Source organism: Streptomyces crystallinus (assembly GCF_039521265.1).
GTDB classification, from domain to species: domain Bacteria; phylum Actinomycetota; class Actinomycetes; order Streptomycetales; family Streptomycetaceae; genus Streptomyces; species Streptomyces crystallinus.
Genome location: NZ_BAAACA010000014.1, coordinates 989,432 through 1,011,445, shown reverse-complemented (window position 1 = coordinate 1,011,445; position 22,014 = coordinate 989,432). Strand labels below are relative to the sequence as shown.

At 70.9% G+C, this 22,014-nt stretch carries 23 protein-coding genes; 14 read left to right on the top strand and 9 right to left on the bottom strand.

What is annotated here, in order from left to right:
* Nucleotides 1-127: 127 nt before the first annotated feature.
* The gene (locus ABD236_RS15090) at nt 128-1,183 is read right to left on the bottom strand and encodes a hypothetical protein (RefSeq protein WP_344074151.1); all 1,056 of its coding nucleotides are present in this window, start codon (nt 1,181-1,183) and stop codon (nt 128-130) included.
* Between the two features lie 745 nt (nt 1,184-1,928).
* On the opposite strand from ABD236_RS15090, the gene ABD236_RS15085 reads away from it, so the two are divergent.
* From ABD236_RS15085 to ABD236_RS15055, 7 genes are all read left to right on the top strand, one after another.
* Nucleotides 1,929-3,299 carry a helix-turn-helix domain-containing protein gene (locus ABD236_RS15085; RefSeq protein ID WP_344074150.1) on the top strand — a complete coding sequence of 457 codons (1,371 nt, stop codon included), beginning with the start codon at nt 1,929-1,931 and terminating at the stop codon, nt 3,297-3,299.
* Complete coding sequence (locus ABD236_RS15080; protein WP_344074149.1) at nt 3,241-3,948, top strand: 2'-5' RNA ligase family protein; 708 nt, start codon at nt 3,241-3,243, stop codon at nt 3,946-3,948. The genes ABD236_RS15085 and ABD236_RS15080 overlap by 59 nt, the downstream gene beginning before the upstream one ends.
* Nucleotides 3,949-4,123: 175 nt before the next feature.
* Nucleotides 4,124-4,480 carry a hypothetical protein gene (locus ABD236_RS15075; protein ID WP_344074148.1) on the top strand — a complete coding sequence of 119 codons (357 nt, stop codon included), beginning with the start codon at nt 4,124-4,126 and terminating at the stop codon, nt 4,478-4,480.
* Between the two features lie 4 nt (nt 4,481-4,484).
* Complete coding sequence (locus ABD236_RS15070; RefSeq protein ID WP_344074147.1) at nt 4,485-5,786, top strand: radical SAM protein; 1,302 nt, start codon at nt 4,485-4,487, stop codon at nt 5,784-5,786.
* Entirely contained in the window at nt 5,783-6,658 is an 876-nt protein-coding gene (locus tag ABD236_RS15065) for a radical SAM protein (protein WP_344074146.1), read from the top strand. The genes ABD236_RS15070 and ABD236_RS15065 overlap by 4 nt, the downstream gene beginning before the upstream one ends.
* A 19-nt stretch (nt 6,659-6,677) precedes the next feature.
* The gene (locus ABD236_RS15060; protein ID WP_344074145.1) at nt 6,678-7,463 is read left to right on the top strand and encodes a hypothetical protein; all 786 of its coding nucleotides are present in this window, start codon (nt 6,678-6,680) and stop codon (nt 7,461-7,463) included.
* 157 nt (nt 7,464-7,620) lie between these two features.
* Nucleotides 7,621-8,232 carry a restriction endonuclease gene (locus ABD236_RS15055; protein ID WP_344074144.1) on the top strand — a complete coding sequence of 204 codons (612 nt, stop codon included), beginning with the start codon at nt 7,621-7,623 and terminating at the stop codon, nt 8,230-8,232.
* Between the two features lie 69 nt (nt 8,233-8,301).
* Here ABD236_RS15055 and aspS read toward each other — a convergent pair whose 3' ends face one another.
* The 4 genes from aspS to ABD236_RS15035 form a co-directional block, all read right to left on the bottom strand.
* Nucleotides 8,302-9,624, bottom strand: coding sequence for an aspartate--tRNA(Asn) ligase (aspS, locus tag ABD236_RS15050; protein ID WP_344074143.1), 1,323 nt, complete (start codon nt 9,622-9,624; stop codon nt 8,302-8,304).
* Between the two features lie 401 nt (nt 9,625-10,025).
* A complete protein-coding gene (locus tag ABD236_RS15045; protein ID WP_344074142.1) occupies nt 10,026-10,778 on the bottom strand; it encodes an MBL fold metallo-hydrolase in 753 nt (250 codons plus the stop codon).
* A 119-nt stretch (nt 10,779-10,897) separates the two neighbouring features.
* On the bottom strand, nt 10,898-11,893 hold the full coding sequence (locus ABD236_RS15040; protein ID WP_344074141.1) for a GlxA family transcriptional regulator: 996 nt from the start codon (nt 11,891-11,893) through the stop codon (nt 10,898-10,900).
* A 304-nt stretch (nt 11,894-12,197) separates the two neighbouring features.
* Nucleotides 12,198-13,160, bottom strand: coding sequence for an AraC family transcriptional regulator (locus ABD236_RS15035; RefSeq protein ID WP_344074140.1), 963 nt, complete (start codon nt 13,158-13,160; stop codon nt 12,198-12,200).
* 333 nt (nt 13,161-13,493) lie between these two features.
* Here ABD236_RS15035 and ABD236_RS15030 point away from each other — a divergent pair, with 333 nt between their 5' ends.
* The gene (locus ABD236_RS15030) at nt 13,494-14,741 is read left to right on the top strand and encodes a polysaccharide deacetylase family protein (RefSeq protein WP_344074139.1); all 1,248 of its coding nucleotides are present in this window, start codon (nt 13,494-13,496) and stop codon (nt 14,739-14,741) included.
* 67 nt (nt 14,742-14,808) lie between these two features.
* Entirely contained in the window at nt 14,809-15,009 is a 201-nt protein-coding gene (locus tag ABD236_RS15025) for a hypothetical protein (RefSeq protein WP_344074138.1), read from the top strand.
* Between the two features lie 63 nt (nt 15,010-15,072).
* Here the strand turns inward: ABD236_RS15025 and ABD236_RS15020 are convergent, their stop codons facing one another.
* From ABD236_RS15020 to ABD236_RS15010, 3 genes are read right to left on the bottom strand one after another with little or no spacing between them, the layout of a single operon-like run.
* Nucleotides 15,073-15,732, bottom strand: coding sequence for a phosphatase PAP2 family protein (locus tag ABD236_RS15020; RefSeq protein ID WP_344074137.1), 660 nt, complete (start codon nt 15,730-15,732; stop codon nt 15,073-15,075).
* A complete protein-coding gene (locus ABD236_RS15015; RefSeq protein WP_344074136.1) occupies nt 15,729-16,310 on the bottom strand; it encodes a phosphatase PAP2 family protein in 582 nt (193 codons plus the stop codon). The genes ABD236_RS15020 and ABD236_RS15015 overlap by 4 nt, the downstream gene beginning before the upstream one ends.
* Nucleotides 16,310-16,975 carry a DedA family protein gene (locus ABD236_RS15010; RefSeq protein WP_344074135.1) on the bottom strand — a complete coding sequence of 222 codons (666 nt, stop codon included), beginning with the start codon at nt 16,973-16,975 and terminating at the stop codon, nt 16,310-16,312. Before ABD236_RS15010 ends, ABD236_RS15015 begins: the two co-directional genes overlap by 1 nt.
* Before the next feature lie 116 nt (nt 16,976-17,091).
* Between ABD236_RS15010 and ABD236_RS15005 the strand changes: the two genes are divergently transcribed.
* The 5 genes from ABD236_RS15005 to ABD236_RS14985 all read left to right on the top strand — a co-directional run bounded on the left by ABD236_RS15005 (nt 17,092) and on the right by ABD236_RS14985 (nt 20,481).
* Nucleotides 17,092-17,565 carry a BlaI/MecI/CopY family transcriptional regulator gene (locus ABD236_RS15005; protein ID WP_344074134.1) on the top strand — a complete coding sequence of 158 codons (474 nt, stop codon included), beginning with the start codon at nt 17,092-17,094 and terminating at the stop codon, nt 17,563-17,565.
* Complete coding sequence (locus ABD236_RS15000; protein WP_344074133.1) at nt 17,562-18,494, top strand: M56 family metallopeptidase; 933 nt, start codon at nt 17,562-17,564, stop codon at nt 18,492-18,494. Before ABD236_RS15005 ends, ABD236_RS15000 begins: the two co-directional genes overlap by 4 nt.
* A 152-nt stretch (nt 18,495-18,646) precedes the next feature.
* Entirely contained in the window at nt 18,647-19,210 is a 564-nt protein-coding gene (locus ABD236_RS14995) for a DoxX family membrane protein (RefSeq protein ID WP_344074132.1), read from the top strand.
* 157 nt (nt 19,211-19,367) lie between these two features.
* The gene (panD, locus tag ABD236_RS14990) at nt 19,368-19,826 is read left to right on the top strand and encodes an aspartate 1-decarboxylase (RefSeq protein ID WP_344074131.1); all 459 of its coding nucleotides are present in this window, start codon (nt 19,368-19,370) and stop codon (nt 19,824-19,826) included.
* A gap of 16 nt (nt 19,827-19,842) precedes the next feature.
* Nucleotides 19,843-20,481 (top strand): aspartate/glutamate racemase family protein, encoded by a 639-nt coding sequence (locus ABD236_RS14985; protein ID WP_344074130.1) that lies wholly within the window; start codon nt 19,843-19,845, stop codon nt 20,479-20,481.
* A gap of 60 nt (nt 20,482-20,541) precedes the next feature.
* On the opposite strand, the gene gndA is transcribed toward ABD236_RS14985, so the two are convergent.
* Nucleotides 20,542-21,984: an NADP-dependent phosphogluconate dehydrogenase gene (gene gndA, locus ABD236_RS14980; protein WP_344074129.1), complete on the bottom strand. Its 1,443-nt coding sequence runs from the start codon at nt 21,982-21,984 to the stop codon at nt 20,542-20,544.
* Nucleotides 21,985-22,014: the final 30 nt, after the last annotated feature.

Genomic DNA, 22,014 nt, shown 5'->3' with positions numbered 1-22,014 from the left:
TTGCGCTGCGGGGCGCTGTTCGTGCGCGGTGCCGGAGGGCGGTGGCGACGCGCGGGAAATGGCCACCCAGCCGCGGCTCGACCGGGTCTTCGGTGCAGTTGATTCGTGATCACCGGAGGGAGCGGGGTCAGACGCTACGAAGGCTGTGCTTGGAGGAAGCGACAGCGCGAGTTCGGGTCGTCGTCAGGCACTGGGCCCGGGCGCGGACGAACTCACGCATCGCCGACTGGGGGGAGGAGGGGTCGTCGCACACGTACGCCCACGGCAGCCTCGTGGCGTTCCGGTCGAGTACCTGGAACACCTTCGCCGCATCCGCGTACTGATGTCCTGCCCACAAGGCGTGCGCCAGGTAGTTGAGATCCACCACCGACGTACATGGTGCGGCCCGGATATTCCAGCCGAGAAAGGCACGCTTCACATAGTGGATCACTGGCTCGCGCGACCATTGCCGATGCTGGAGCGGGTCCGCCGTCCCCTCCTCCCGGTGACGCCGGTAGCTCTCCATGTAGGCGTAGAGCGGCAGCATCCGCAGCGGCGAGCCAACCGGTGCCCAGGACACTGTCCACTGCGAGAAGTTGATCGCATCCGCCACTGACGTATGTGGGCAGGCGTAGAAGAACTGCATCATCCGGTGGAACGCCTCCCGGGCGCTGCTTGAGTCCCGCTCACACACCCGCGCCAGCAGCCCCCACGGACCTGCTGGCAGCATCTCCTCCCACGCCACCCGCCAATGCTCGCCATACTGAAGACCCACATCCACCTGCGCCAAGGCCAGTAGCCCCACCCACGGCACCGGGTCAGCGGGGACGCGCCGCGCCGCGATCAGGCAGGCCTGCCGCGCCTGCGACTCCAGTGCAACCAGCGTCGCCTGTCCGGCGCGATGTGCCTGCAAGGCCCGCTCCACCGCGACCCGGGCCCGCATCACCGCCGCGTCCGCGCTATCCGGTTCTTCCGCCAGCCACGCCTCAACCCCATCCGTACGCGCCGCCGCAACCGCCAACACCTGTGTCCGGGCTGTCCGCAACGCCCAGTCGTCCCCGGTCTGGGCCAGCAGATCCCGCACCGACAGCCACCGTCCCATTTGCAGATCCGCGAGCACAGCTCGCAGCTCGCGGTCGAACCCCGCTGGGTGATAGACCGGGGTGAAACCCTGCAGGCCCACTGACTCTCTGTCGTGCCGCATCACCTCACCCCGCCGGACCGGAGCAGCCGCCTGGTGCACCTGGCGTGATCTCCTGGGGTGCGGGCGATCGGTCCTTGGGCAGGTAAGAGACACGACTCACGGGCCTGGGCGGTCATGAGAGGCATGGGCTGAATCCTGGTGGATCTGGTGAGCATGCGGCACCTCTGCAGGCCGACGTACGGGAAGGCAACCCTGGGCGTCACGGCCTCCGGTGCAGGGGACCGCGATGTGCCGAGAGTCTCCTTGTGCCGGGCACTCTGTGCACATGTCGATGGTGATATCACTCAAGTGATGTGGAAGCTGTTCCAGCCAGGGGGTGCCCCTGCGCACAGAAGGACGCGAAGAACTGCTTGGCAATAGGCTTTTCATGTCCGGGTCTATGGCTGAAACGTGCCGAGCAAGAGAATTGTCCTGGTCGCGGTGATGGAAAGGGTTGTCGCGCCAGGGACACATAACATTGCGCGGCGCGCCGATAGCCAGACGTATGGGTCTCAACGGCATGGCCGGGAAGCGACGTTGCTCGGTCGCGCCAGAGGAGTGTTGTCTTGGCAGCCCTTTGGCGGCACCTACTGTAGGTCTTCCGACTGAGCGGAGGCGGATGATGGCATCGGAGCAGCGTCGGTGTGACGGATGTGGCCTACGCCTGAGTCGTTACAACACCGAGACGTACTGCGCTACTTGCTCCCGTGTATCCGCTCGTGACTCCGCCCGCCAGCCCTGCGTCCCCGAGAGGGTCTGGCGTGACGTGGAGGTCAAGGTATTGCTCGCGAACTGGGACTTCGGGGCGGCTTTTCGTCGGATACGGCAGATTACCCATCTGCGACAAGAAGATTTGGCAAGCCTTACGGGGCTGAGTCAGCCGTATCTCTCCGCGCTCGAATCCGGTACGCGGCGGCTGACGCATGTGGAGAAGATCGGGATGGTCCTTCGAGGGCTGGGAGTGCCGGCGGATGCTGCTCCCGAACTCGTGGCTACCGGCCCGGCTCGACTACATACCGCGACCATGGCAATCGCACGAGAGCCGGCATGGGAGAGCCCGGTCGAGGTCGCGCGTCGGCTCCACACCGTTGCCTCCTCCAATACGGATCCCAGCACTTTGCTGGTTATCCAGGAAACGATCGGGGGCGTGGTGGAGCGCTATGAGGCCGAAGGGCCGTACAGCCTCGTTGGTGAGGTGCTGGAGGTCCGGCGTTACGTCGGTGAGCTGCTGGAGGGACGGCAGCTCCCACGTCAGCGCGAGGCGCTTTTCCGGCTTGCTTCCCAGGCGTCCGCCCTGTTGGCCTACATGGCAGTCAATGCGGGTCGGGAGCTTCTGGCTGAGGCGTACTGCGCCGAGGCCGCGGAACTTGCCCGGCACATCGACGACCGTGAACTGGGCATGTGGATCCAGGGGACCCGCTCCCTCAACGCCTACTACGCCGGCCGGTTCGAGGAGGCCGCGGCCTTTGCCGATGCGGGGGTGGCCCTCGACCCGGGCCACCCGCAGGCGATCAGGCTTCAAGCCAACGGCCGGGCTCGGGCCCTGGGGAAACTGGGCGACGCTGCTGGGGCGGAGCGGGCCATTGAGGCTGCCTTAGACCTGAGCGGGCAGCACAACGTGCCGGATGGCCTTACTCCATGTATCTCATTCGCCCCTTATGCCCTGGCTCGTACCCTCGCCAATGCCGCGACCGTCCACGTGGCACTGCGAACTCCGCACCGTGTCCTGGGCTACGCGGATGAGATCGACGAACGCGTGCGGCAGTCTGATTCCGCCTGGAGCCGTGCTTTGGTCCGTCTTGATGTGGCGACTGCCTTGCTCACGAGTGACCGTCCGGACGTGGAGCAGGCCATGGCACTCGGTCGGGAGATCCTGGAGGCGGATGGCGGGGCCCCGATCCGCTCGGTGGTTCAGCGAGCCGGTGACTTGTACGCGCTTGCTGCTCCGTGGCGAGACCTTCCGACGGTTCGTGAGTACGGCGAGGTGCTGAGGGTGTGGCAGTCCGCCCCACAAGCGCGTGCGCTGGTCGGCTCTGCGAAACTGGCGCGGCCGGTACCGCCGACCAGAAGGGCCGTGGATGCAGCGCACAGTCGATTCGGGACCCTTCCCTCCCAGCCCGCCGCCGAGCACGACTGACCCGGCAGTCATCGCCGCGCACGACTGGGCCGCCTTTGACGCGGTCGAGAAGATGGTCGATCACTGGGAGCGGCCTGGATGGAGCGGGGACACCCGGGCCTATTACTGGATGCTGACCATTCCTGAGGAGTCACCCCTGGTCGGTCACATGCGGCAGTGCCAGCGGGCGTTGGCCCATTTCGGGTTCGACGACATCGCCCCTGACGGTCTGCATCTGACCCTTGGCAGGATCGGCCTTGTCGGGGAGATCGGCGGCGACCGGCTCGACCGACTCACGGCAGACGCACAACAAAGGGTTTCAGGGCGGTTCACGCTCCGCGCCATCCCGCTCTCCGCATCGCGCGGGGCGATCCGATACAGCGTCGCACCCTGGAGGCCGCTCCTGGACCTCTACCAGATGCTCCACGAGGTCGGGGCTCGCCACGGCCTGCCCTTCCGGAAACCTGCTGCGGTATTTCGCCCACACATGGGCATCGCCTACTCGAACAGAACGCTGCCGGCAGCCGGTGTCCGCGCCGCGCTGCGGCCGCTGCGAGAACTCGACCCTGTGGATGTTCTGGTGGAGCAGGCGCATCTGGTGGTACTGCGCCGAGAAGCGCGGGCCTACCGATGGAATGTTGCTCGTACTCTCCATCTCGCGCCTTGCTGACAGGGCGCCATGGCACCCTGCCTGACCTCGGGTCCTTCTTTATCGCCGCAGTGATATCACCGCGGCGATGTGCGCTTCCGGTTGATCCCCGTCACGCTCCTGTCCGGGCGGCTGAGCCGCTGCTTTGTACGGCATCAGCCCACAACCCTCTGTATTCGGACAGGAGATGAGTGATATGCCGATTGCACGCCGCAGCAAAGGCGACCACCTGCTACATGCGGACGTCGTGGATTCTAAGTCGAAGGCCGGGGTGTGGATGGGGGAGCAGGCGAATTTCAAGGCCGACCAAACCAGGATCAGTGAAGCGCTCAAGGAGCAGACTGACTGGGTCGAGCTGCGGAACGCCGTCCTCGTCATCAGCACCGAGCCGGCCGGCATCACCGTGATCGCCCCGAACCCCACACTGCCGGGCATGATCGTCCTTGCCGACGGCGGGTCGCCCCTCGCGTCGCGGATCCTCCGGGACAAGGGCGTGGAGCTGGTCCGCACGACGATGACAGACCTGGGCATCGCCGAGGTGGAAGCCGCTTAGGACAGTGGCTTCCTCCCAGCTTCTGTGGGGGAAATACCGCCAGTTCGACCGCGACGGGGAAGCTGTTCTCCTCGACCCGGTCTTGCTGGAGAGCGTCTACCTCGACCGCGGGGAGGTCACCGACCTCTCCGCGGTTCCCCCGACCGCGACCCACACCGCTCTCGCCGAGCTCGGCTTCGTGTCTGACGGCCCCCGCACGGACGGACGCACAGCGCTCCGACACCGCCTCGCCCGCCTCGGACTCGATGCGACACCGTCGCGCATCAGCGGACTTCGTATCGTGTTGACCGACAAGTGCAACATGGCGTGCGACTACTGCTTTGTGAAGACGAACACGGGCAAGGCAGACATGACCGAGGAGGAAGTCGCCGTCGGGCTGGCCTACCTGTTCGAAACGAACGCCGGGCACGAACAAGTGTCGATTCAGTGGTTCGGCGGCGAGCCGACCATGCGCTTCGATCTCATGCAGTACGGCGATGAGCTCGCGGACCGGCTCGCCGCCCAGCACGGGGTGAAGAGCATCCGCCGTACCGTCGTCACCAACGGCGCGCGCCACACGGACGCCATGGTCAAGCACTTCGCCCGCTACCACTACGGCGTCGGCGTCTCCATCGACGGACCACCGGCGGTCAATTCCGCCAACCGGCTGCTGCTCGGTGGCCAGCCTGCCGACGACCGGATCCGTCGCAACGTCCGACGGCTGCTGGAGACGGAAGGCGTGCACGTGGGCTGCAACCTCACGCCGACTTCCGCCAACATCGGACGGCTCGCGGACACTGTGCGGTGGATCATCGACGAACTCGGCCTCAAGTTCATCTATGCCAACACCCCCATCCCCACCGGCGGCCGCTGGAGAGTCAGTGGGGCCGCGCTGGCAAAAGAACTCTACGAAGCGCGCATGGTGGCACTCGGGCGCGGCGCGATGATGTTCTCCGTGCTGGACCGGGCGTTCCAGGCCCTCGACCGGCGCCGCCCGATGCTGTTCGACCACATGCAGAGCGACCAGACCCTGAACGCCGCGCTGCTCCCCGGCGACCGCCTGAGCCTGTGCGACATCAACTTCGACGAGCCCGCCTTCCTCCACACCATCGACGAGCTGAAGGCGAAGCCCGAACTCCTCCGTGGCATCGCGAAGACGATCGCGCCGATCCCCGCGTGCGGCACCTGCCCGGCCCTCGCGATCTGCGGCGGCCCCTCCCGCAACGAACAGCTCCTCATCGGGGGCAGCGAACCTGACCCCGAGATGTGCGCCTTCTACCAGAGCACGGTGGAGATCGCACTGTGGGACAACACGGGGATGCAATGAGTAGAACCGCACGGGAACCTGTCCGCTTCACCGAGGCTCTTATCAGCACCGCCGGCCACTGCAAGATCGCGTGCGGCTTCTGCCTGCGGCCTGATCGTGCGCCCGGCTACCTGGAGATCCCCACCTACACCCGCACCCTGTCCCGATTGAAGGAAATAGGCGTTGAAGGGGTCTGCCTGACCGGCGGGGAGCCGACCCACCACCCGCAGCTGCGCGACCTCATCCGCCTGGCCCACCAGTTCGGGCTCGCGGTGTCCGTAGTGACCTCTGCTCGTGCGGAAGCCGATGTGGCAGGGCTCGCGCGGATCGGGCATCTCTTGGCGAACCTCACTGTGTCCGCCGACTCGGCTGGCGCGATGCAGCTCGGACGCACGACTCGCTCAGTGGAGACTGCTCTCGCCACTTTGCAGGCTGTGCCAGCCTCCGTGAAGGTGCTCCACCTGACGTACTGGGACGTGTCCGATACCGAGGCTCGCGGCATGTACACGGCGCTGCGGGATGTGGGGATCGAGGTGCAGCTCAGCCCGGTCATGCTCGAACGGGCTGCTCAGGCCAAGGCTGGGCTCAGCCCCGACGAGTACGTACAGCGCCAACGGAACGATACCGACCGCCTTGCTCGCTATTTCCAGCTCACTCCGCGTTTCCAGGAGCACCTCGCGGCGCTGCACGCCATGCTGCTCCATTTCCCCAGCGAGTCGTGCCGATCGACCCTGCTGTACGTCTCGGCGGACGGGCATCTTCGCCGCTGCCCGTACGGCACCACCGGCGTCTCCATCCAAGCCCCGCGGTCGGTGATCCGCGACTACCTGGCGGCGCCCCCTGGGGACAAAGTCATCCCCGACTGCGCAGCGATCTGCCGTGCCGCGCGGTGAACCGAAGAAGGGGAAGCACGTGATCGACACCATCGCGACACCGGGTGAGTTCACCCAACGCTGGATGGACCCGCCCAACTTCTACCTCGCCCCGCACCTGAGGCCCTTCCGCTTCACGCTGCCACGGGCGTTGGAGATCCTGGACGTCATCCGCAACGACGACGAGGTCCGCTTCACGCTGCTCGGCGACCTCGACCCGGGGATCCGAAGCACCAGAACCAGGGCCTTCCGGCAAGCTCCTGTCGAAGAGGTCGCCCAGTGGCCGTTCCGGCTCGTTCACTTCCACCTGGCGCGGTTCTACGACGACCTGCTGGCAGGCTTCCAGGAGGAGGTCATGATCCCGTGGCGCACCTTCCTGTCCGCCCACGGGTTCACCTGGCAGCGCTGTTCACCACTGTTGTTTCTTTCGGGCCCGGGCGGCCACTCCACCTATCACACCGACCAGTCCCACGGCCTCGTCTGGCAGATCGAGGGTGCCAAGACCTTCCACAGTTACTACGCCCCGGAGGAGGTGATGTCGGCAGCCGCCGCGATCCGCTGCGAGTCCACCGGCGAGCACCCGCCTCTCCATGACGCCCGCACAGTCCAGGCTGTGCGTATGGGACCCGGCGACCTGCTGTGGAGCCACGTTCTGACCCCTCACTGGGTCACCGGGGACACGACGCTGAGCATGAGCGTCAACCTCTCCCACGGGGGCCTGGCCCGGCAGGGCCGGTTTGCCCAGCGCGAGCAAGTCCTGCGCGACCACTGGGACAAGCACCCCGACGAACCGTGGCTCACCGACCTCCGCAACGCCCGCTACTGACGCGGAGGCTGGAAACAACCTCTTGGCGCGAGAGCTGAGCATCCTCACACTGCCAACAGATCAGCGGACGGGGGAGACCGGCATGCCACAGCGTAAGAGGCGGACCAGTAAGGCTCGGCGACAGCGAATGCGCCGGCACACCGGAACCGCTGCGGTAATGCTCGCCCTCTCCCTCTTCGTGCTCTGGCAGTACATGTGGGTTCTCATCGCCTTTGTGGTCGCCACGGTCGTGAGTGCGGGCGGTTCGCTCCTCTGGCGGACTCATCGCAGAGAGCGGGGCGGCGACCGCATCTGGCGGGAGCAGAACCGGCGTATGGAGCTCGAACGTTCCATGGCAGTCATCGACGCCATGGGCTGGCAGGACTTCGAGGAGTACGTCGCCGAGCTGTGCAGGCGCGACGGCTGCACGAAGGTGATGGTGGTCGGCGGCTCGGGCGACTTGGCCGCCGACATCCTCGGCGACCTGCACGACGGCCGCCGCCTGGTCGTCCAGGTCAAGCACTACGCCCCGCACCGAAAGGTCCCCAGCGGCGACATGCAGAAGTTCGTCGGCATGGCATTCGCCGAACACCATGCCGACGTCGCTCTGTTCGTAGCCACGTGTGAGTACAGCGGCAGCGCCCGCCAGCTCGCGCTCAAACACCACATCGTGGCCCTCAATCGCGACCTGTTCGGCTCCTGGAACAGCGGCGCACCCCTGCCTTCCCTGCTCGGGCTCAGTGGCGCCGGTGCAGGGCCCGACCGCCGCCGGCGGCAGCGCAGGGCCTGAAGCCGTCTCGGGCGGCGCCAAGCACTTGCCGTAGCGCCGCCCGAGACGGCCGTGATCCAGACAATCAGGCTATGGGGTGAGTCGGTTGGGTCCGCGGAAGAGGAAGGTGGCCTCGCGGATGGAGTCCAGGCCGAGCATCACCATCAGCATCCGGCCCAGCCCCATGCCGAGGCCGCCGTGGGGTGGGCATCCGTACCGGAAGCAGTTCAGGTAGTCCTGCATGGGCTCGGTGCTCATGCCCTTCTCCGTGGCCTGCTGGAGCAGTACGTCGTAGCGGTGCTCGCGCTGTGCCCCGGTGGTGATCTCCAGTCCCTTCCATAGCAGGTCGAAGCTCAGTGTCACGTCCGGCTGGCCGGCCGGTCGCATGTGGTAGAAGGGCCGGATGCCGGTGGGGTAGTGCGTGATGAACGCGAACTCGTGCCCCGTCTGCTTCCGCACGTAGGCGGCGATGCCGCGCTCGCCCTCCGGGTCGAGGTCCTCCTTCACGCCCTGCGGGTCCCAGCCCCTGGCCCGCAGCACCGCCTGGGCCTCGGCCATCGTGATGCGTGGGAACGGCGTCTTCGGTACGACGACCTCCACCCCGTACGCCTCCCGGATCTCCTCCCCGTGCTGCTCGGAGACCTGGGCGATGGCGTGCGCGAGCATCTGCTCCTCGAACGCCATCACGTCCTCGACGCCGTTGATCCACGCCAGTTCGACATCGATGCCCGTGAACTCGGTCGCATGCCGGGACGTGAACGACGGCTCCGCACGGAAGACAGGGCCGATCTCGAAAACTCGGTCGATTCCGGCGGCGATCGCCATCTGCTTGAAGAACTGGGGCGACTGGGCGAGGTAGGCGGACCGGTCGAAGTAGCCGAGCTTGAACACCTCCGCCCCGGACTCCGAGGCGGTCCCCATCAGCTTCGGCGTGTGCATCTCGGTGCAGCCCTGACCGTACGCGAACGCGCGCATCCCCTGCTCCAGGGTCGTCTGCACCGCGAACAACAACTGGGCGGCGGGGCGGCGGCGGACATCGAGGAAGCGCCAGTCCAGGCGCTGCTCCAGCCCGGTGAGCTCGTCGATGGGCAGCGCCGCCTCCGCCCGGCTCAGCACTTCCACCCGCTCCGGAAGGATCTCCAGACCGCCGAGCTTCACCACCGGGTTGTCGACCACCCGGCCTGTGATCCGTACGGCGGACTCGATGGTCACTTGTTCCAGGGCCTCTTCGAGCAGGTCGCGGTCTCCGGCGCGCCGATGGGTGACCTGCACCGTGCCGGTGTGGTCGCGTACGAGGACGAACTGCATGGTGCGCTGCAGGCGGTGAGTATTCACCCAGCCGCAGACCGAAACGGTCTGGTTGAGATGTTGCCGCAGGTCAGTGACCAGTACGCGGCTCGTAGGATGGATCATCGCGGCCCTCCGGGGGCGTCGTCATGATCCCTTGGAAGCGTGGGCGAGAAGGGGACTCGCGGTACCACCACGCCTTCGCCACCACACAGTGATGGCCTCGTCAGGCCCGGTCACGGGGGCCGGCCGGCGGGGCATTGGACCCATGCAGGGCCGTTCCTCCCCGCGCTCAGGAGGGTCTTCACCGCGGGGCGCGAGACTGCCTTCACAGCTACCGGCAGCTCTCTCAGCTCACGTGAACCCGCGGCTACTCGTCTCCGTCGACGCGTTGCCATGAGGATAGGGCGGTGACCGCGACACCGGCAACGGCACCACAGGTGAGGAACGAGTCTGCTGCTCCGCCCGACGCTTAGACCGGCAACGTAAGACCGGGACTTCCGTGCCCTGGAGATGGGCCCCCGCGCTCAGCCGAGCGTCTCCCGAGCCCCGGGCGTCAGCCAGCGGAGGCGGTCGGCGAGTCCGGCCGTGGTGAACGCGGCGGTGATCTGTTCGCGGTCCTCCGTGAAGTGCTGCCACGAGGCGTAGTGGACGGGGACGGCGGTGTGCGCGCCGAGGGAGCAGGTGAGGGCGGCGCCCTGGGCCGCGTCCATGGTCAGGAGGCGGCCGTCGCCGAAGGCGGCGATCCGGGCCGCGCCGAGGTGGAGGAGCGCGGTGCCGATGGAGAAACGGCGGCCGATCTCGTCGAGCGCGTCGACGTGGACGGTGTCGCCGGAGATGTAGAGGGCCTCCGTCTCGCCCTCCGCCTCGACGACGAAGCCGACGACGTCGCCGACCGGGCCGTGCACGCCCGGCGTGGCGGTGACCCGCAGGGCGGTGCCGCGCACCTCGAGCGCGTACGAGGACCAGGGCGCGAGCCCCACCGCCCGGTCGCCGAGGCGGGCCGCGCCGCTCTCGGTGGTCAGGACGGGGCGGCCGGCCAGCAGGGTGCGCCCGGTGGCGTCGAGGTTGTCGGGGTGGTCGTCGTGGCTGAGCAGGACCGCGTCGATGTCCGGGAGGTCGTCGACGGTGAGCGCGGGGCCGGCGGTGGAGCGCAGGACCACGGGATCGTGGCGGTACTCGGCGGGCGCCGGGTCGAAGACCGGGTCGGTGAGCAGCCGTACGCCGTCGATCTCCAAGAGGACGGTGGCGGTGCCGATGTGGGTGGCGGTGAACTTCATGGTGGCTCCGAGGGGTGTGAGGGCGTGCGGGATCGCCGCCGCGGCCGGTGGGGGCGCGGCGGAAGCGAGGGAGAGGGGGAGAGGGGCAGGGGAGGAGAGGGGCAGAGGGGCAGAGGGGGTCAGGCGGCGGTGCGGAACCGGTTGCGGTACTCGCCGGGAGTGGTGTTCAACCGGTCGCGGAAGACGCGGTGCAGCGTCTCGACCGAGCCGAAGCCGCAGGCGTGCGCGATGTCGGGGGCGAGCCGCGAGGTGCGCTCCAGCAGTCGGCGGGCGGCCTCCAGCCGCATCCGCTCGACGAACGCGCCGGGCGCGCTGCCGGTCTCGGCCTTGAAGACCCGGGCGAAGTGGCGCTCGCTCATGGACATGCGGGCGGCCAGCGCGGGCACGGACAGGTCGCCGTCGAGGTGCTCGGCGATCCACTGCCGCAGTTCGCGCAGGTCGGCGCGGGTCCCGGGGGGCTGTGAGAGGGGCACGCTGAACTGGCTCTGACCGCCGGGCCGCTGGAGGTACATGACCAGGATCCGTGCGACGTCGAGGGCGACCTCGTCCCCGTGGTCCTCGGCCACGAGTGCCAGGGCGAGGTCCATCGACGAGGTGATCCCGGCGCTGGTCCACATCCGCCCCGAGCGGACGAAGATGGGGTCGGGGTCGACGTCGACGGCCGGATACCGCTCGGCGAACCGCTCGGCGGTCGCCCAGTGGGTGGTCGCGCGGTGGCCGTCGAGCAGACCGGCGGCGGCGGTCACATGGGCGCCGACACAGACCGACGCGACCCGGCCCGCGGCCGGCCCGGCCGCGCGCAGCCAGGCGACCACACCGGGATCGACGTGCGGCTCCGGCCCGTCGGCGCCGACGGCCATCCGGCCCGGCACCACCAGGGTGTCGATCACGCCCTGCTCGTCGAAGAGCTCCTCCACGTGCAGCCGCACCCCGGCGGAGGTCTCCACCGGCCCGCGCCGCTCCCCGGCCAGGTGCACCTCGTATCCCGCCCGCCGGCCGCCGAGCACCTGGTTGGCCATGGCGAACACCTCGGCGGGACCGGTCACGTCGAGCGCGTCGATACCGGGGAAGAGCGCGAACACGACCACGTGCGGGCCGGTCAGGGAGGAGTGCATGGCCCCAATATCCGCCCGCCGCCCAGGCGTCCGCAATGACAGGTCTCTGCAGGATCCGGACATGGCCACGGGCGGGCCGCAGCGGCGCGGCCGGTTGCCCGGACGGGCTCTTACGGGACATCGGACCGCGGGCTGTCCCCGGCTCAGCGGGGGGAGCTGATCTGGCCCGGGAACAGCCCGCGTGCTGCCGTCGACGACGGTGCCGACGCCGTGCCGGGTCCCGGGCACGGTGCTCACAACGTATCGCCCAGATCCCCGGGGACTGATCCGGGATGCGTGGCCGTTTCCCGCAGCGCGCCGGTGCTCAGGGGGTGCCCAGCGTCTGCGAGGGCAGTTCGCCGAAGCGTGTGCGGTAGCCGTCGGCGAAGCGGCCCAGGTGGGTGAAGCCCCAGCGGTAGGCCGCTTCTCCCACGGTCAGTTGGCCCGGGTCGGCCTTGCGCAGCTCCGCGTGCACCCGGCTCATGCGGACGTCGCGCAGATACGCCATCGGGGACATGCCCATATGGCGGCGGAAGCCCTCCTGGAGCCAGCGGGCGCCGACTTGGCCGATGCCGGCCAGCTCGGTGGTGGTGTACGGGCGCTCCGGGTGCGCGTGTATCGCGTCCACCACCCGTTTGACGGGGCCGGGCGGCGCGCCCTTGACGGGCGCGTCCAGCTCCTCCCGGTAGCGGTGCCCGGTGGCCAGGAGCAGCCCCGTGAGCAGGGCGTCCTGGAGGCGGGCGGCCATCAGCGGCTGGGACAGCGCCCCGTGCTCGTTGTCCATCTCCTGGACCGTCAGGGCCACCAGACGCGCCCAGCTCAGCCCGGGCCCCTGGCTGATGTCGAGGTCGGGGTCGAGCCGCGTCCCGGCGGGGACCGAGCGGTCGAGCAGGACCTCCAGCTGGCGCCCCAGGTCCTGGGCGCAGATCTTGACGGCCAGCAGGCGGCAGTCCCGGTTCCACCGCTCCAGAGTGGGTTCGCCCACCGGATGGAAGACCGCCGCGCGCCGGGCGTTCGCGGTGGCGGGCGGCCGGGTCCCCTGCCGCCAGGCGAGCTCTCCCGACAGGGGGATGTCGACGTGGTAGGCCCCCAAGTCGCCGAAGCGCATGCGCACATCGGTGCCGCAGCGCAGGTCACCCAGGGTCAGCGGCCCCAGCCGCACGACCTCGAAGGCGGCGTCGAGCCGGTGCTCGCGGTCCAGTACGTCGATCGAATTGGCGTAGTACGTCTCGCCGATCACCTGACGTGCCTCGTCGAGGTCCGCGGTGCGGAACGAGAGCCGGGACACGGTCGGCGCACCCCGTGTGCCCGTGTGCGAAGTTGCCTGCATGGCCCACATCTTCCCGGTGCGCGGGCCCGGCCGTCACCACTGGTCGCCCACCGTTTGCGACGTGGAGTCCCAGGACTTCGTACGGCTGTGTGCGCGCCGCCCGTTCCACTCGCCGGGGTGCGGTGAACGGGAATTGACGGCGGCGTGGAGAAAACCGGTGCGGCCCCTCTGTGTTTACCGGGAAAGGCGTTGAACACGTCGTACGCTGAGGCGGTTATCGGTTGTCGGATCAATTCAGAACTCTCCGGTCCGCGCAGCAAAGGGCCCGCGGGACGACTGACGGGAGAGGCGATGCGAGAGATCACCCGAAGGGGACTGCTCGGGGCCGGACTTGGCGCCGCGGCGGCCGGGATCGCCGGATGCGGGACCGAGGACCAGGGTGGCGCCGCCGGGCGGCCCTATGCGCCGGGGAACGGGCCCGGCCATCCGGCCGCCCCCAACGCGCCGGGGAAGTCGCAGGTCAGGCTGATCGGTGACGGTTCGACGGCGGACGCCGGACCGCAGCCGCACCAGCCCGCCAGGCCCCGGCCGCTGGAACCGGGCGAGACCCCGCCGCAGTTCGTGGTCTTTTCCTGGGACGGCGCCGGAGAAGTCGGCAACGGGCTCTTCCCGCGCTTTCTGGAGCTCGCCCGCGACCACGGCGCCTCGATGACGTTCTTCCTCTCCGGGCTCTATCTCCTGCCGGAATCCGCCAAGTCGCGTTACCGGCCGCCCAACAATCCGGTCGGCGCCTCCGATATCGGTTATCTGACCGACGCACATGTGCGCGAGACCCTCAAATGTCTGAGCGAGGCGTGGTACGACGGCCATGAGATCGGCACGCATTTCAACGGGCACTTCTGCGGCGGCTCGGGGTCGGTCGCCACCTGGTCGCCCGGCCAGTGGCGCAGCGAGATCGAGCAGGCCGTCTCCTTCGTCACCGAGTGGCGCACCCACACCGGCTGGCGCGATCTGGACCCGCTGCCCTTCGACTACCGCAAGGAGCTGGTCGGCGGGCGCACCCCCTGTCTGCTCGGGCAGGACAACCTGCTGCCCACCGCACGGCAGCTCGGCTGGCGCTATGACGCCTCCTCGCCCGGCGGCCGCCAGGTGTGGCCGAGCAGACGCCAGGGCCTCTGGGACCTGCCGCTCCAGGCCGTGCCCTTCCCCGGGCACTCCTTCGAGGTGCTGTCGATGGACTACAACATCCTCGCCAACCAGTCGAAGAACACCACCCGGGGCGTGCCGTCGCGCTACCCGGCCTGGCGCCAGCAGGCGACCCGCGCCTATCTCGCGGGTTTCCAGCGCGCGTACGAGACGAACCGCGCGCCCTTCTTCATCGGCAACCACTTCGAGGAGTGGAACGGCGGCATCTACATGGACGCCGTCGAGGAGGCGCTGAAGGGGATGGCCGGGAAGAAGGACGTACGGCTGGTGTCGTTCCGCCAGTTCGTGGACTGGCTCGACGTCCAGGACCCCCGGGTGCTGGAGAAGCTGCGGGCGCTGGACGTGGGCCAGGCCCCGGCGGGCGGCTGGAACGCGTACTTCAAGAGCGTCTGAGCGCACGGGAAGGGCGCGCGACCGACGCCGTAGGAATCCGAACGCATCTCAACGAAAGGGCGCTGCCGTGCACGAGATGAGAGCCGAGCGGGACCCCGGCGGATCCGGGACCACGGGACGGGCCGCCCTGCTCTGGCACGTCATGAGCACCGACGAGCCGAGGACGATGTGCGGGCGCGTCCTCGGCCGCCCGGACGCGGCGGTCCCGCCGGACCCGGACCTCTCCGACGCCGACCGCTACTGCGAGGCGTGCATGGCGGCCTGCTGAGCAGGGGGCCGACCGTCGGAAGCCTGTCCGCCGCCCCTCAGCGGCGCCGCTCGACGGCGGCCCTCAGCGGCGGCCCACCGGCTCCTCGCGCCGTATCCCGTCCGGTATGTGCGGCGCCGTCACCACCGTGCCCAGCGTCAGCCACACCGCCGCGAACAGCCAGCCGCCGAGCACATCGGTCAGCCAGTGCACCCCGAGGTAGACACGGGAGAGGCCGACCGCCGCGCCCCAGAGCAGGATCAGCGCGACGGTGAGCCGCGCGGAGGCCGAGCGGGAGCGTGCGATGACACCCCAGGCGAGCAGCCCGGCCGTCAGCGCGGCGGTGGTGGTGTGGCCGGAGGGGAAGGAGTAGCCGGAGGCGTGGGTGGCCCAGTCGGTCAGCGGGGGGCGGGGGCGGGCCACGGCCTTCATCACTCCGTACCGCACGGCCTGGCCGAGGGCGAGGACCGCGAGGGCCCCGGCCGCCGCGCACAGGCGCTGGCGGGGGTCCCGCCCGGCCAGCAGCCCGGCGCCGACGGCCAGCAGATACGGGAGCGGCCCGGAGCCGGTGGCGGTGAGCGCGCGGGTCACCGCCTGCGCCACCGGCGGCCGGTGGTCGAGCGCCCAGGCGTGCGAGGCCCGGTCGCCGGGCAGCGGTGCCCCGTCCCGTACGGCGACGGCCACCGTGAGCAGGACGAACAGCAGCAGGCAGACCGCCGCTCCGACGCGCCGGGCCCTCGTCATCGGACGGCCACCAGCGGGCGCAGCCGTGTGCCGGCGAGCCGCTCCACCAGCGGCGCCGCCCGGCCCGCGAGCAGGGTGAGGAGCAGAGCGGCCACGGCGCCGACGGCCAGACCGGCCAGGACGTCGTGCGGGTAGTGCGCGCCGATCCACACCCGCGAGGCGGCCATCAGGAGCGCGGCCGGCACGGCGAGCGCGCCGAGCAGCGGGTCGACGAGGAGGACGGCCACGGCGGCCGCTGCCGCGATCGCCGCGTGGTTGCTGGGGAAGGACCAGTCGCCCAGCGGCGGACAGGCCTCCACGGTCAGCACGTGCAGGGTCCGGCAGGGGCGCTGTTCGTGGACGGCCGACTTGAAAAGGTCGTTGGCGCCGAACGCGGCGACCACGACGAGCGGCGCGGCCAGCGCCATGGCCAGCCGGGCGCCTCCGCCCGGCCGGGCCCGCCACCAGGCGAGGAGCATCAAGGCGGCGAAGAGTCCCAGGCCGTAGTCCGACCAGAGCCGCACGGCGGTGTCGACGGGGCCGGGCGCCCGCTGCGCCTGTTCGGTGACCCAGGTGTACCACCCGTTGTCGAAGTGCATCAGTGGGCGTCCTCGGTGGGGCGGGCGCGGCGGGCGCGCAGGATCTCCAGGGCGACGGGCAGCAGCGAGACGGCCACGACCAGTGCCACCAGCGGCAGCAGATAGCGGTCGACGTTCGGGATCGACGAGCCCAGCGCATACCCGCCGAGGACCAGGCCACACGTCCACACCGTGCCGCCGACGACCTGCCAGAGCGCGAAGACCCCGGCCGGGACGCCGAGCACGCCCGCCAGCGGGTTGAGCACGGTCCGCACGATCGGCACGAAGCGGGCCAGGACGATCGCCTTCGCATGGCCGTACCTGCCGAGCAGCTCCTCGGCGCGGGCCGCGCCCTCGTGGAGCTTGCGGGACTTCGCGCGGGCGAGCAGCGCCCGGCCGCCGCGGCGGCCGATCCAGTAGCCCGCCTGCGCGCCGATCAGCGCGCCCGCCATCGAGGCGAGCAGCACCTGCGGCAGGGAGAGCGACACCGGTCCGTCGCCGCCCGGCACGCACAGCAGCCCGGCGGTGAACAGCAGTGAGTCGCCCGGCAGGAAGAAGCCGACGAGCAGGCCGGTCTCGGCGAACAGCACGACGGCGATGCCGATCGCGCCGAACGCCGACAGCAGCGAGCCCGCGTCCAGCACGTTCACGGCCTGTGGGGCCGCGGCGAACAGGGGTGCGGCCATGGCGGTGGGCCCTCCCATAATGGTTTTCGGGCCGCGAGCAGCGCGGAGCCCGACTGACTACAGTGGTGTAGACGGTCTACAGAACTGTAGACGAAAGATCGAGGAGGATCGTTCCCATGGGCGTCATTGACGAGTCCGGCCACCTCGCCGGCCGTGCGGGCGCCGACGCGCGGCGGCCCGCCGGGGAACTGGAGGCCGGGGTGCTCGCGGCGCTGTGGGCGGCCGACGGGCCGCTGACGCCCGGCGAGGTCCAGGGCGCGCTCGGCGGCAGCCTGGCCCGCACCACCGTGACGACGATCCTCACCCGGCTGTACGAGAAGGGCGCCGTCACCCGCGACCGCTCCGGCCGGGGCTTCGCCTACACGCCCACCGAGGACGCACCGGGCCTCACCGCCCGCCGGATGCACACCGAACTCGCCAAGGAGGAGGACCGCTCCACGGTCCTCGCCCGCTTCGTCTCGCAGCTCAGCGACGAGGACGAGCGGCTGCTGCGGACCCTGCTCGACGGCGAGGCGGGCGCGTCCGGCGAGGCGATATCCGACGACCGGGCCGCCTTCGGCCGGGACCGGACCGGGGGTGACCGGGGATGATCCTCGCGGTGTGGGTTCCGCTGCTCGTGCCGTTCCTCGCCGCTCCGGCGGCCCGCCGGCTCGCCGATGCGCTGCCGCCGAGGCCCGCCGCCTGGCTGCTCGCCGCCGCCTCCACCGGCCTCGCCCTCTGCTCGGCCGCCGCCCTCTCACTGCTCACCGTCGCGGGCGCCCTGCGGCTCCCGTACGTCGCCGCCCTCGGCCATCTGGTGACCCCGTTCGACGCGGTGCCCGTCGCCGTCGCCCGGCCCGCCGGCTGCGCGGCCGCCGCCCTGCTCGCCCTCAGCGGCCTCGCCCTGATCCGCACCGCCCGCCGCCAGCTCGGCGAGCTGCGTACCGCCCGCCGCCGCCTCGCGCCCTCCACCGGAGAGCTCGCGGTGGTGCGCGACCCCGGCCCGTACGCCTACGCGCTGCCCGGCCGCCCCGGCCGCATCGTGGTGACCACCGGCATGCTGCGCGCCCTCGAACCGGCCGAGCGCGAGGCCCTGTTCGCCCATGAGCGGGCCCATCTGCGCGGCCGCCACCACCTCTTCCTGGCCGCCGCCGAGCTCGCGGCGCATCTGCACCCCTCGCTCCGCTCGCTGCGCGCGCCCCTCGCGTACGCCCTGGAGCGCTGGGCCGACGAGGCCGCCGCCGGGGCCGTGGGCGACCGCCGGCTCGCCGCCCGCGCCATCGGCCGGGCCGCCCTCGCCGGCCGTACGGCCGCCCATGCCCCTCGCCCGCGCGCCGCGCTCGCGGCCGTCGCGGGACCGGTACCGCGCCGGGTCGCCGCCCTGCTGGACCGCCGCCCGTCCACCGCCCCGCTCCGCTCGCGCGGCCCTGGGCTGATAGCGGCCGCGCTGCTCGTCTGCCTCTGCGCCTCCGCGGTCTCGGCGGCCGAGGCCGCCGCCGATCTGCACGGCGGCATCGAGACGGCCCAGGGCGAGCACTGACCCCGGCCGTCCGTGCGGCCGGGCCGTGAAGGAGCGCGGGACACCCCAACGGCCCAGCAACGCTGCGGCCCCGCGCCCGTCGCACCGGAGAGTGGGTTGCGTACGCCCGTGACGGCGTGCCACGCAACGGACGGCCACCGCGGGAGGCAGCCATGACATGCATCAACCGACGGGACCTGGGACTTCTGGTCCTTCGGGTGGGCACCGGCGCGGTCCTCGCGGCGCACGGCACCCAGAAGCTCTTCGGCTGGTTCGGCGGCGGCGGGATCGAGGGCACGGCCGCCGCCATGGAGCACATGGGCTTCCGGCCGGGCCGGCAGAGCGCCGTGGCCGCCGGGCTCGGCGAGGCGGGCGGGGGCGCGCTCCTGGCCCTGGGCCTCGCCACTCCGGCCGCCGGGGCCGCCGCGGCCGGAGCGATGGCGGGCGCGGTCTCCGTGCACGCGCCCGCCGGGTTCTTCGCCCAGGGCGGCGGCTTCGAGTACCCGGCGTTCCTCGGCTTCACCGCCGCCGCGATCGGCGTCGCCGGGGCCGGGCGCTACTCCCTCGACCACGCCTCCGGCCACGTCCTGGACCGCCCCTGGACGGTCGCCCTCGCGTTCCTCGGCAGCGCGCTGGCGGCCGCCGCGGTCGTGGGCAAGCGTGCCCAGGACGCGGGCGAGGCGGAGGGCGTACGGGCGGAGGCCGACGCGTCGCCGGAGGCCGGGACGTCCGCGTAACGGGCGGCCGATCCGGAGCCGGGCATTCAACCGGCGCCGCTGTTGAGATGGAGGGGCAGGTCACAGACCCGTACGGGGGACGGGGGCCTTACCCTGTCAGGCGACGGCGCGTACCCCGACCGGGGGCGCGACCCTTTGTCTGGCAGGGAGTGACGCTGTGCTGCGCACCATGTTCAAGTCCAAGATCCACCGGGCCACCGTGACCCAGGCCGACCTCCACTACGTGGGATCGGTGACGGTCGACGCCGAGCTGATGGAAGCCGCCGACCTGCTCCCCGGCGAGCTCGTCCACATCGTCGACATCGACAACGGCGCCCGGCTGGAGACGTATGTCATCGAAGGCGAGCGCGGCTCGGGCGTCATCGGCATCAACGGCGCCGCCGCCCACCTAGTCCACCCCGGCGACCTGGTGATCCTCATCAGCTACGCCCAGGTCGACGACGCCGAGGCGCGCACCCTGCGCCCGAGCGTCGTCCACGTCGACGCGGACAACCGCATCGTGGAGCTCGGCGACGACGCCTCGGCCCCCGTCCCCGGCACCGACCAGCGCCGCAGCCCGCAGGCCGTCGCCTCCCTCCCCGCCCCCGCCGGACCCGCCGCCGTTCCCCAGCACTGACTCCGGGAGAAACGTCATGGCCAGCACCCTCACGCTGCTCCACACCTCGATGGTGCACGTGCCGGTCTTCAACGCCCTGCGCGACGAGCACCACCCCGGCCTCGAACTGCGCCACCTGGTGTACGAGGAGCTGCTCGGCCGGGCCCGCGGAGCCGGCCCCGCCGGGGCCGCCGAAGCCACCAGGACCGTCATCTCCGAGGCCGCGGCCGAGGGCGCGACGGCCCTGCTGTGCACCTGCTCGACGATCGGCGGCGTCGCGGAGGCCGCCGGGGCCGAGCTCGGCCTGCCCGTCCTGCGGGTGGACCGCCCGATGGCCGCCGCGGCCGTCGCCTACGGCACCCGGATCACGGTCCTCGCCGCACTGGAGTCCACCCTGCGCCCGACCACCGAGCTGCTCCACGAGGAGGCGGCCGAGGCGGACCGCGAGGTCGAGCTGCGGACGGTCGTGGTGGCCGACGCCTGGCGTCGCTTCGAGAAGGGCGACCTGGAGGGCTACGCCTGGGCGGTGGCCGAGGCCATCGAGGTGGTCGAGGACGCGGACGTCATCGTCCTGGCCCAGGCCTCCATGACCCCGGGGGCCCAGCTGGTCCCCTCGAGGATCCCGGTGCTGTCCAGCCCGCGCCTCGGCCTGGAGGCGGCGGCGAAGCTGGTGTGAGCGCGTGGGCGCGGCCCGGGAGCACCGGACCGCGCCCGCCTCGGCTCAGCCCGCGTCGGCTCAGCCCGCCTCGACCTCCGTGCGGTCCCCGCCCCACAGCGTGTGGAACGAGCCCTCGCGGTCCACCCGGCGGTAGGTGTGCGCCCCGAAGAAGTCGCGCTGCCCCTGGGTGAGCGCCGCCGGCAGCCGCTCGGCCCGCAGCGCGTCGTAGTACGCCAGCGCCGCCGAGAAGCCCGGCACCGGCACGCCCTGCCGCGTCGCCGCCACGACCACCGCGCGCCAGTCCTCCTGCGCCGCCCCGATCTCCTCGCCGAACCGCTTGTCCGACAGCAGGCTCACCAGGTCGGGCTCGGCGTCGAACGCGGCCCGGATGCGGTCCAGGAACGCCGCCCGGATGATGCATCCGGCCCGCCAGATCGCGGCCACCGAGCCGAGGTCCACCCCCCACTCGTACTGCTCGCTGCCCGCCCGGATCTGGTGGAAGCCCTGGGTGTACGACACGATCTTCGAGGCGTACAGCGCCTGCTCCACCTGGGCGGCGAACGCCTCGGCCGCCTTCTCGTCGAGCGGCTCGGGCACGGGCCCGGCGAGCGCGCCGGAGGCCTCGCGCAGCTCGGCGTGGCCGGAGAGGGAGCGCGCGAACACCGCCTCGGCGATCCCGGACACCGGCACCCCGAGGTCCAGGGCGATCTGCACGGTCCAGCGTCCGGTGCCCTTCTGCTCGGCCCGGTCCTGGACGACGTCGACGAACGGCTTCCCGGTCGCCGCGTCCTCGTGGGCGAGGACCTCCGCCGTGATCTCGATCAGATACGAGTCGAGGCGGCCGGTGTTCCAGCCCCGGAAGGTCTTGGCGATCTTGGCGGGGGAGTACCCGGCGACCGTGCGCAGCAGGTGGTAGGCCTCGGCGATCAGCTGCATGTCGGCGTACTCGATGCCGTTGTGCACCATCTTCACGAAGTGGCCCGCCCCGTCCGGGCCCACGTGCGTCACACACGGGGTGCCGTCCGGCGCCTTCGCCGCGATCTTCTCCAGGAGCGGGCCCAGCGACTCGTACGACTCGGCGGAGCCGCCCGGCATGATGCTCGGGCCGTGCAGCGCGCCCTCCTCGCCGCCCGAGACGCCCGCGCCCACGAAGTGGATGCCGCGCTCGCGCAGCTCGCGCTCGCGCCGGCGGGTGTCCTCGAAGTGCGCGTTGCCGCCGTCGATGATGACGTCGCCCTCTTCGAGCAGCGGCGCGAACTCCTGGATCACCGCGTCGGTGGGCTCGCCCGCCTTCACCATGACGACCAGCCGGCGCGGCCGTTCGAGTGCGGCCACGAACTCCTCGGCCGACTCGGTGGGCACGAACCGCCCCTCCTCGCCGAACTCCTCGACCAGCGCCCGGGTCTTGGCCGCCGTCCGGTTGTGCACCGCCACCGTCAGGCCGTTGCGAGCGAAGTTGCGGGCGAGGTTGCGCCCCATGACGGCGAGTCCGGTCACGCCGATCTGGGCTGTTCCACTCATGGCTCTGCTCCTCGGATCATCGAAGTGCGC

Bases quoted from the DNA above. Each gene is read 5' to 3' on its own strand.
- ABD236_RS15090 (WP_344074151.1), bottom strand. From the start codon at position 1,183: ATGCGGCACGACAGAGAGTCAGTGGGCCTGCAGGGTTTCACCCCGGTC.
- ABD236_RS15000 (WP_344074133.1), top strand. From the start codon at position 17,562: ATGATCCTCGCGGTGTGGGTTCCGCTGCTCGTGCCGTTCCTCGCCGCT.
- ABD236_RS15040 (WP_344074141.1), bottom strand. From the start codon at position 11,893: ATGCACTCCTCCCTGACCGGCCCGCACGTGGTCGTGTTCGCGCTCTTC.
- ABD236_RS15030 (WP_344074139.1), top strand. From the start codon at position 13,494: ATGCGAGAGATCACCCGAAGGGGACTGCTCGGGGCCGGACTTGGCGCC.
- ABD236_RS15065 (WP_344074146.1), top strand. From the start codon at position 5,783: ATGAGTAGAACCGCACGGGAACCTGTCCGCTTCACCGAGGCTCTTATC.
- ABD236_RS15005 (WP_344074134.1), top strand. From the start codon at position 17,092: ATGGGCGTCATTGACGAGTCCGGCCACCTCGCCGGCCGTGCGGGCGCC.
- gndA (WP_344074129.1), bottom strand. From the start codon at position 21,984: ATGAGTGGAACAGCCCAGATCGGCGTGACCGGACTCGCCGTCATGGGG.
- ABD236_RS15045 (WP_344074142.1), bottom strand. From the start codon at position 10,778: ATGAAGTTCACCGCCACCCACATCGGCACCGCCACCGTCCTCTTGGAG.
- ABD236_RS15020 (WP_344074137.1), bottom strand. From the start codon at position 15,732: ATGACGAGGGCCCGGCGCGTCGGAGCGGCGGTCTGCCTGCTGCTGTTC.
- ABD236_RS14985 (WP_344074130.1), top strand. From the start codon at position 19,843: ATGGCCAGCACCCTCACGCTGCTCCACACCTCGATGGTGCACGTGCCG.
- ABD236_RS15075 (WP_344074148.1), top strand. From the start codon at position 4,124: ATGCCGATTGCACGCCGCAGCAAAGGCGACCACCTGCTACATGCGGAC.
- ABD236_RS15010 (WP_344074135.1), bottom strand. From the start codon at position 16,975: ATGGCCGCACCCCTGTTCGCCGCGGCCCCACAGGCCGTGAACGTGCTG.
- ABD236_RS15015 (WP_344074136.1), bottom strand. From the start codon at position 16,310: ATGCACTTCGACAACGGGTGGTACACCTGGGTCACCGAACAGGCGCAG.
- ABD236_RS15080 (WP_344074149.1), top strand. From the start codon at position 3,241: ATGCAGCGCACAGTCGATTCGGGACCCTTCCCTCCCAGCCCGCCGCCG.
- ABD236_RS14995 (WP_344074132.1), top strand. From the start codon at position 18,647: ATGACATGCATCAACCGACGGGACCTGGGACTTCTGGTCCTTCGGGTG.
- ABD236_RS15055 (WP_344074144.1), top strand. From the start codon at position 7,621: ATGCTCGCCCTCTCCCTCTTCGTGCTCTGGCAGTACATGTGGGTTCTC.
- aspS (WP_344074143.1), bottom strand. From the start codon at position 9,624: ATGATCCATCCTACGAGCCGCGTACTGGTCACTGACCTGCGGCAACAT.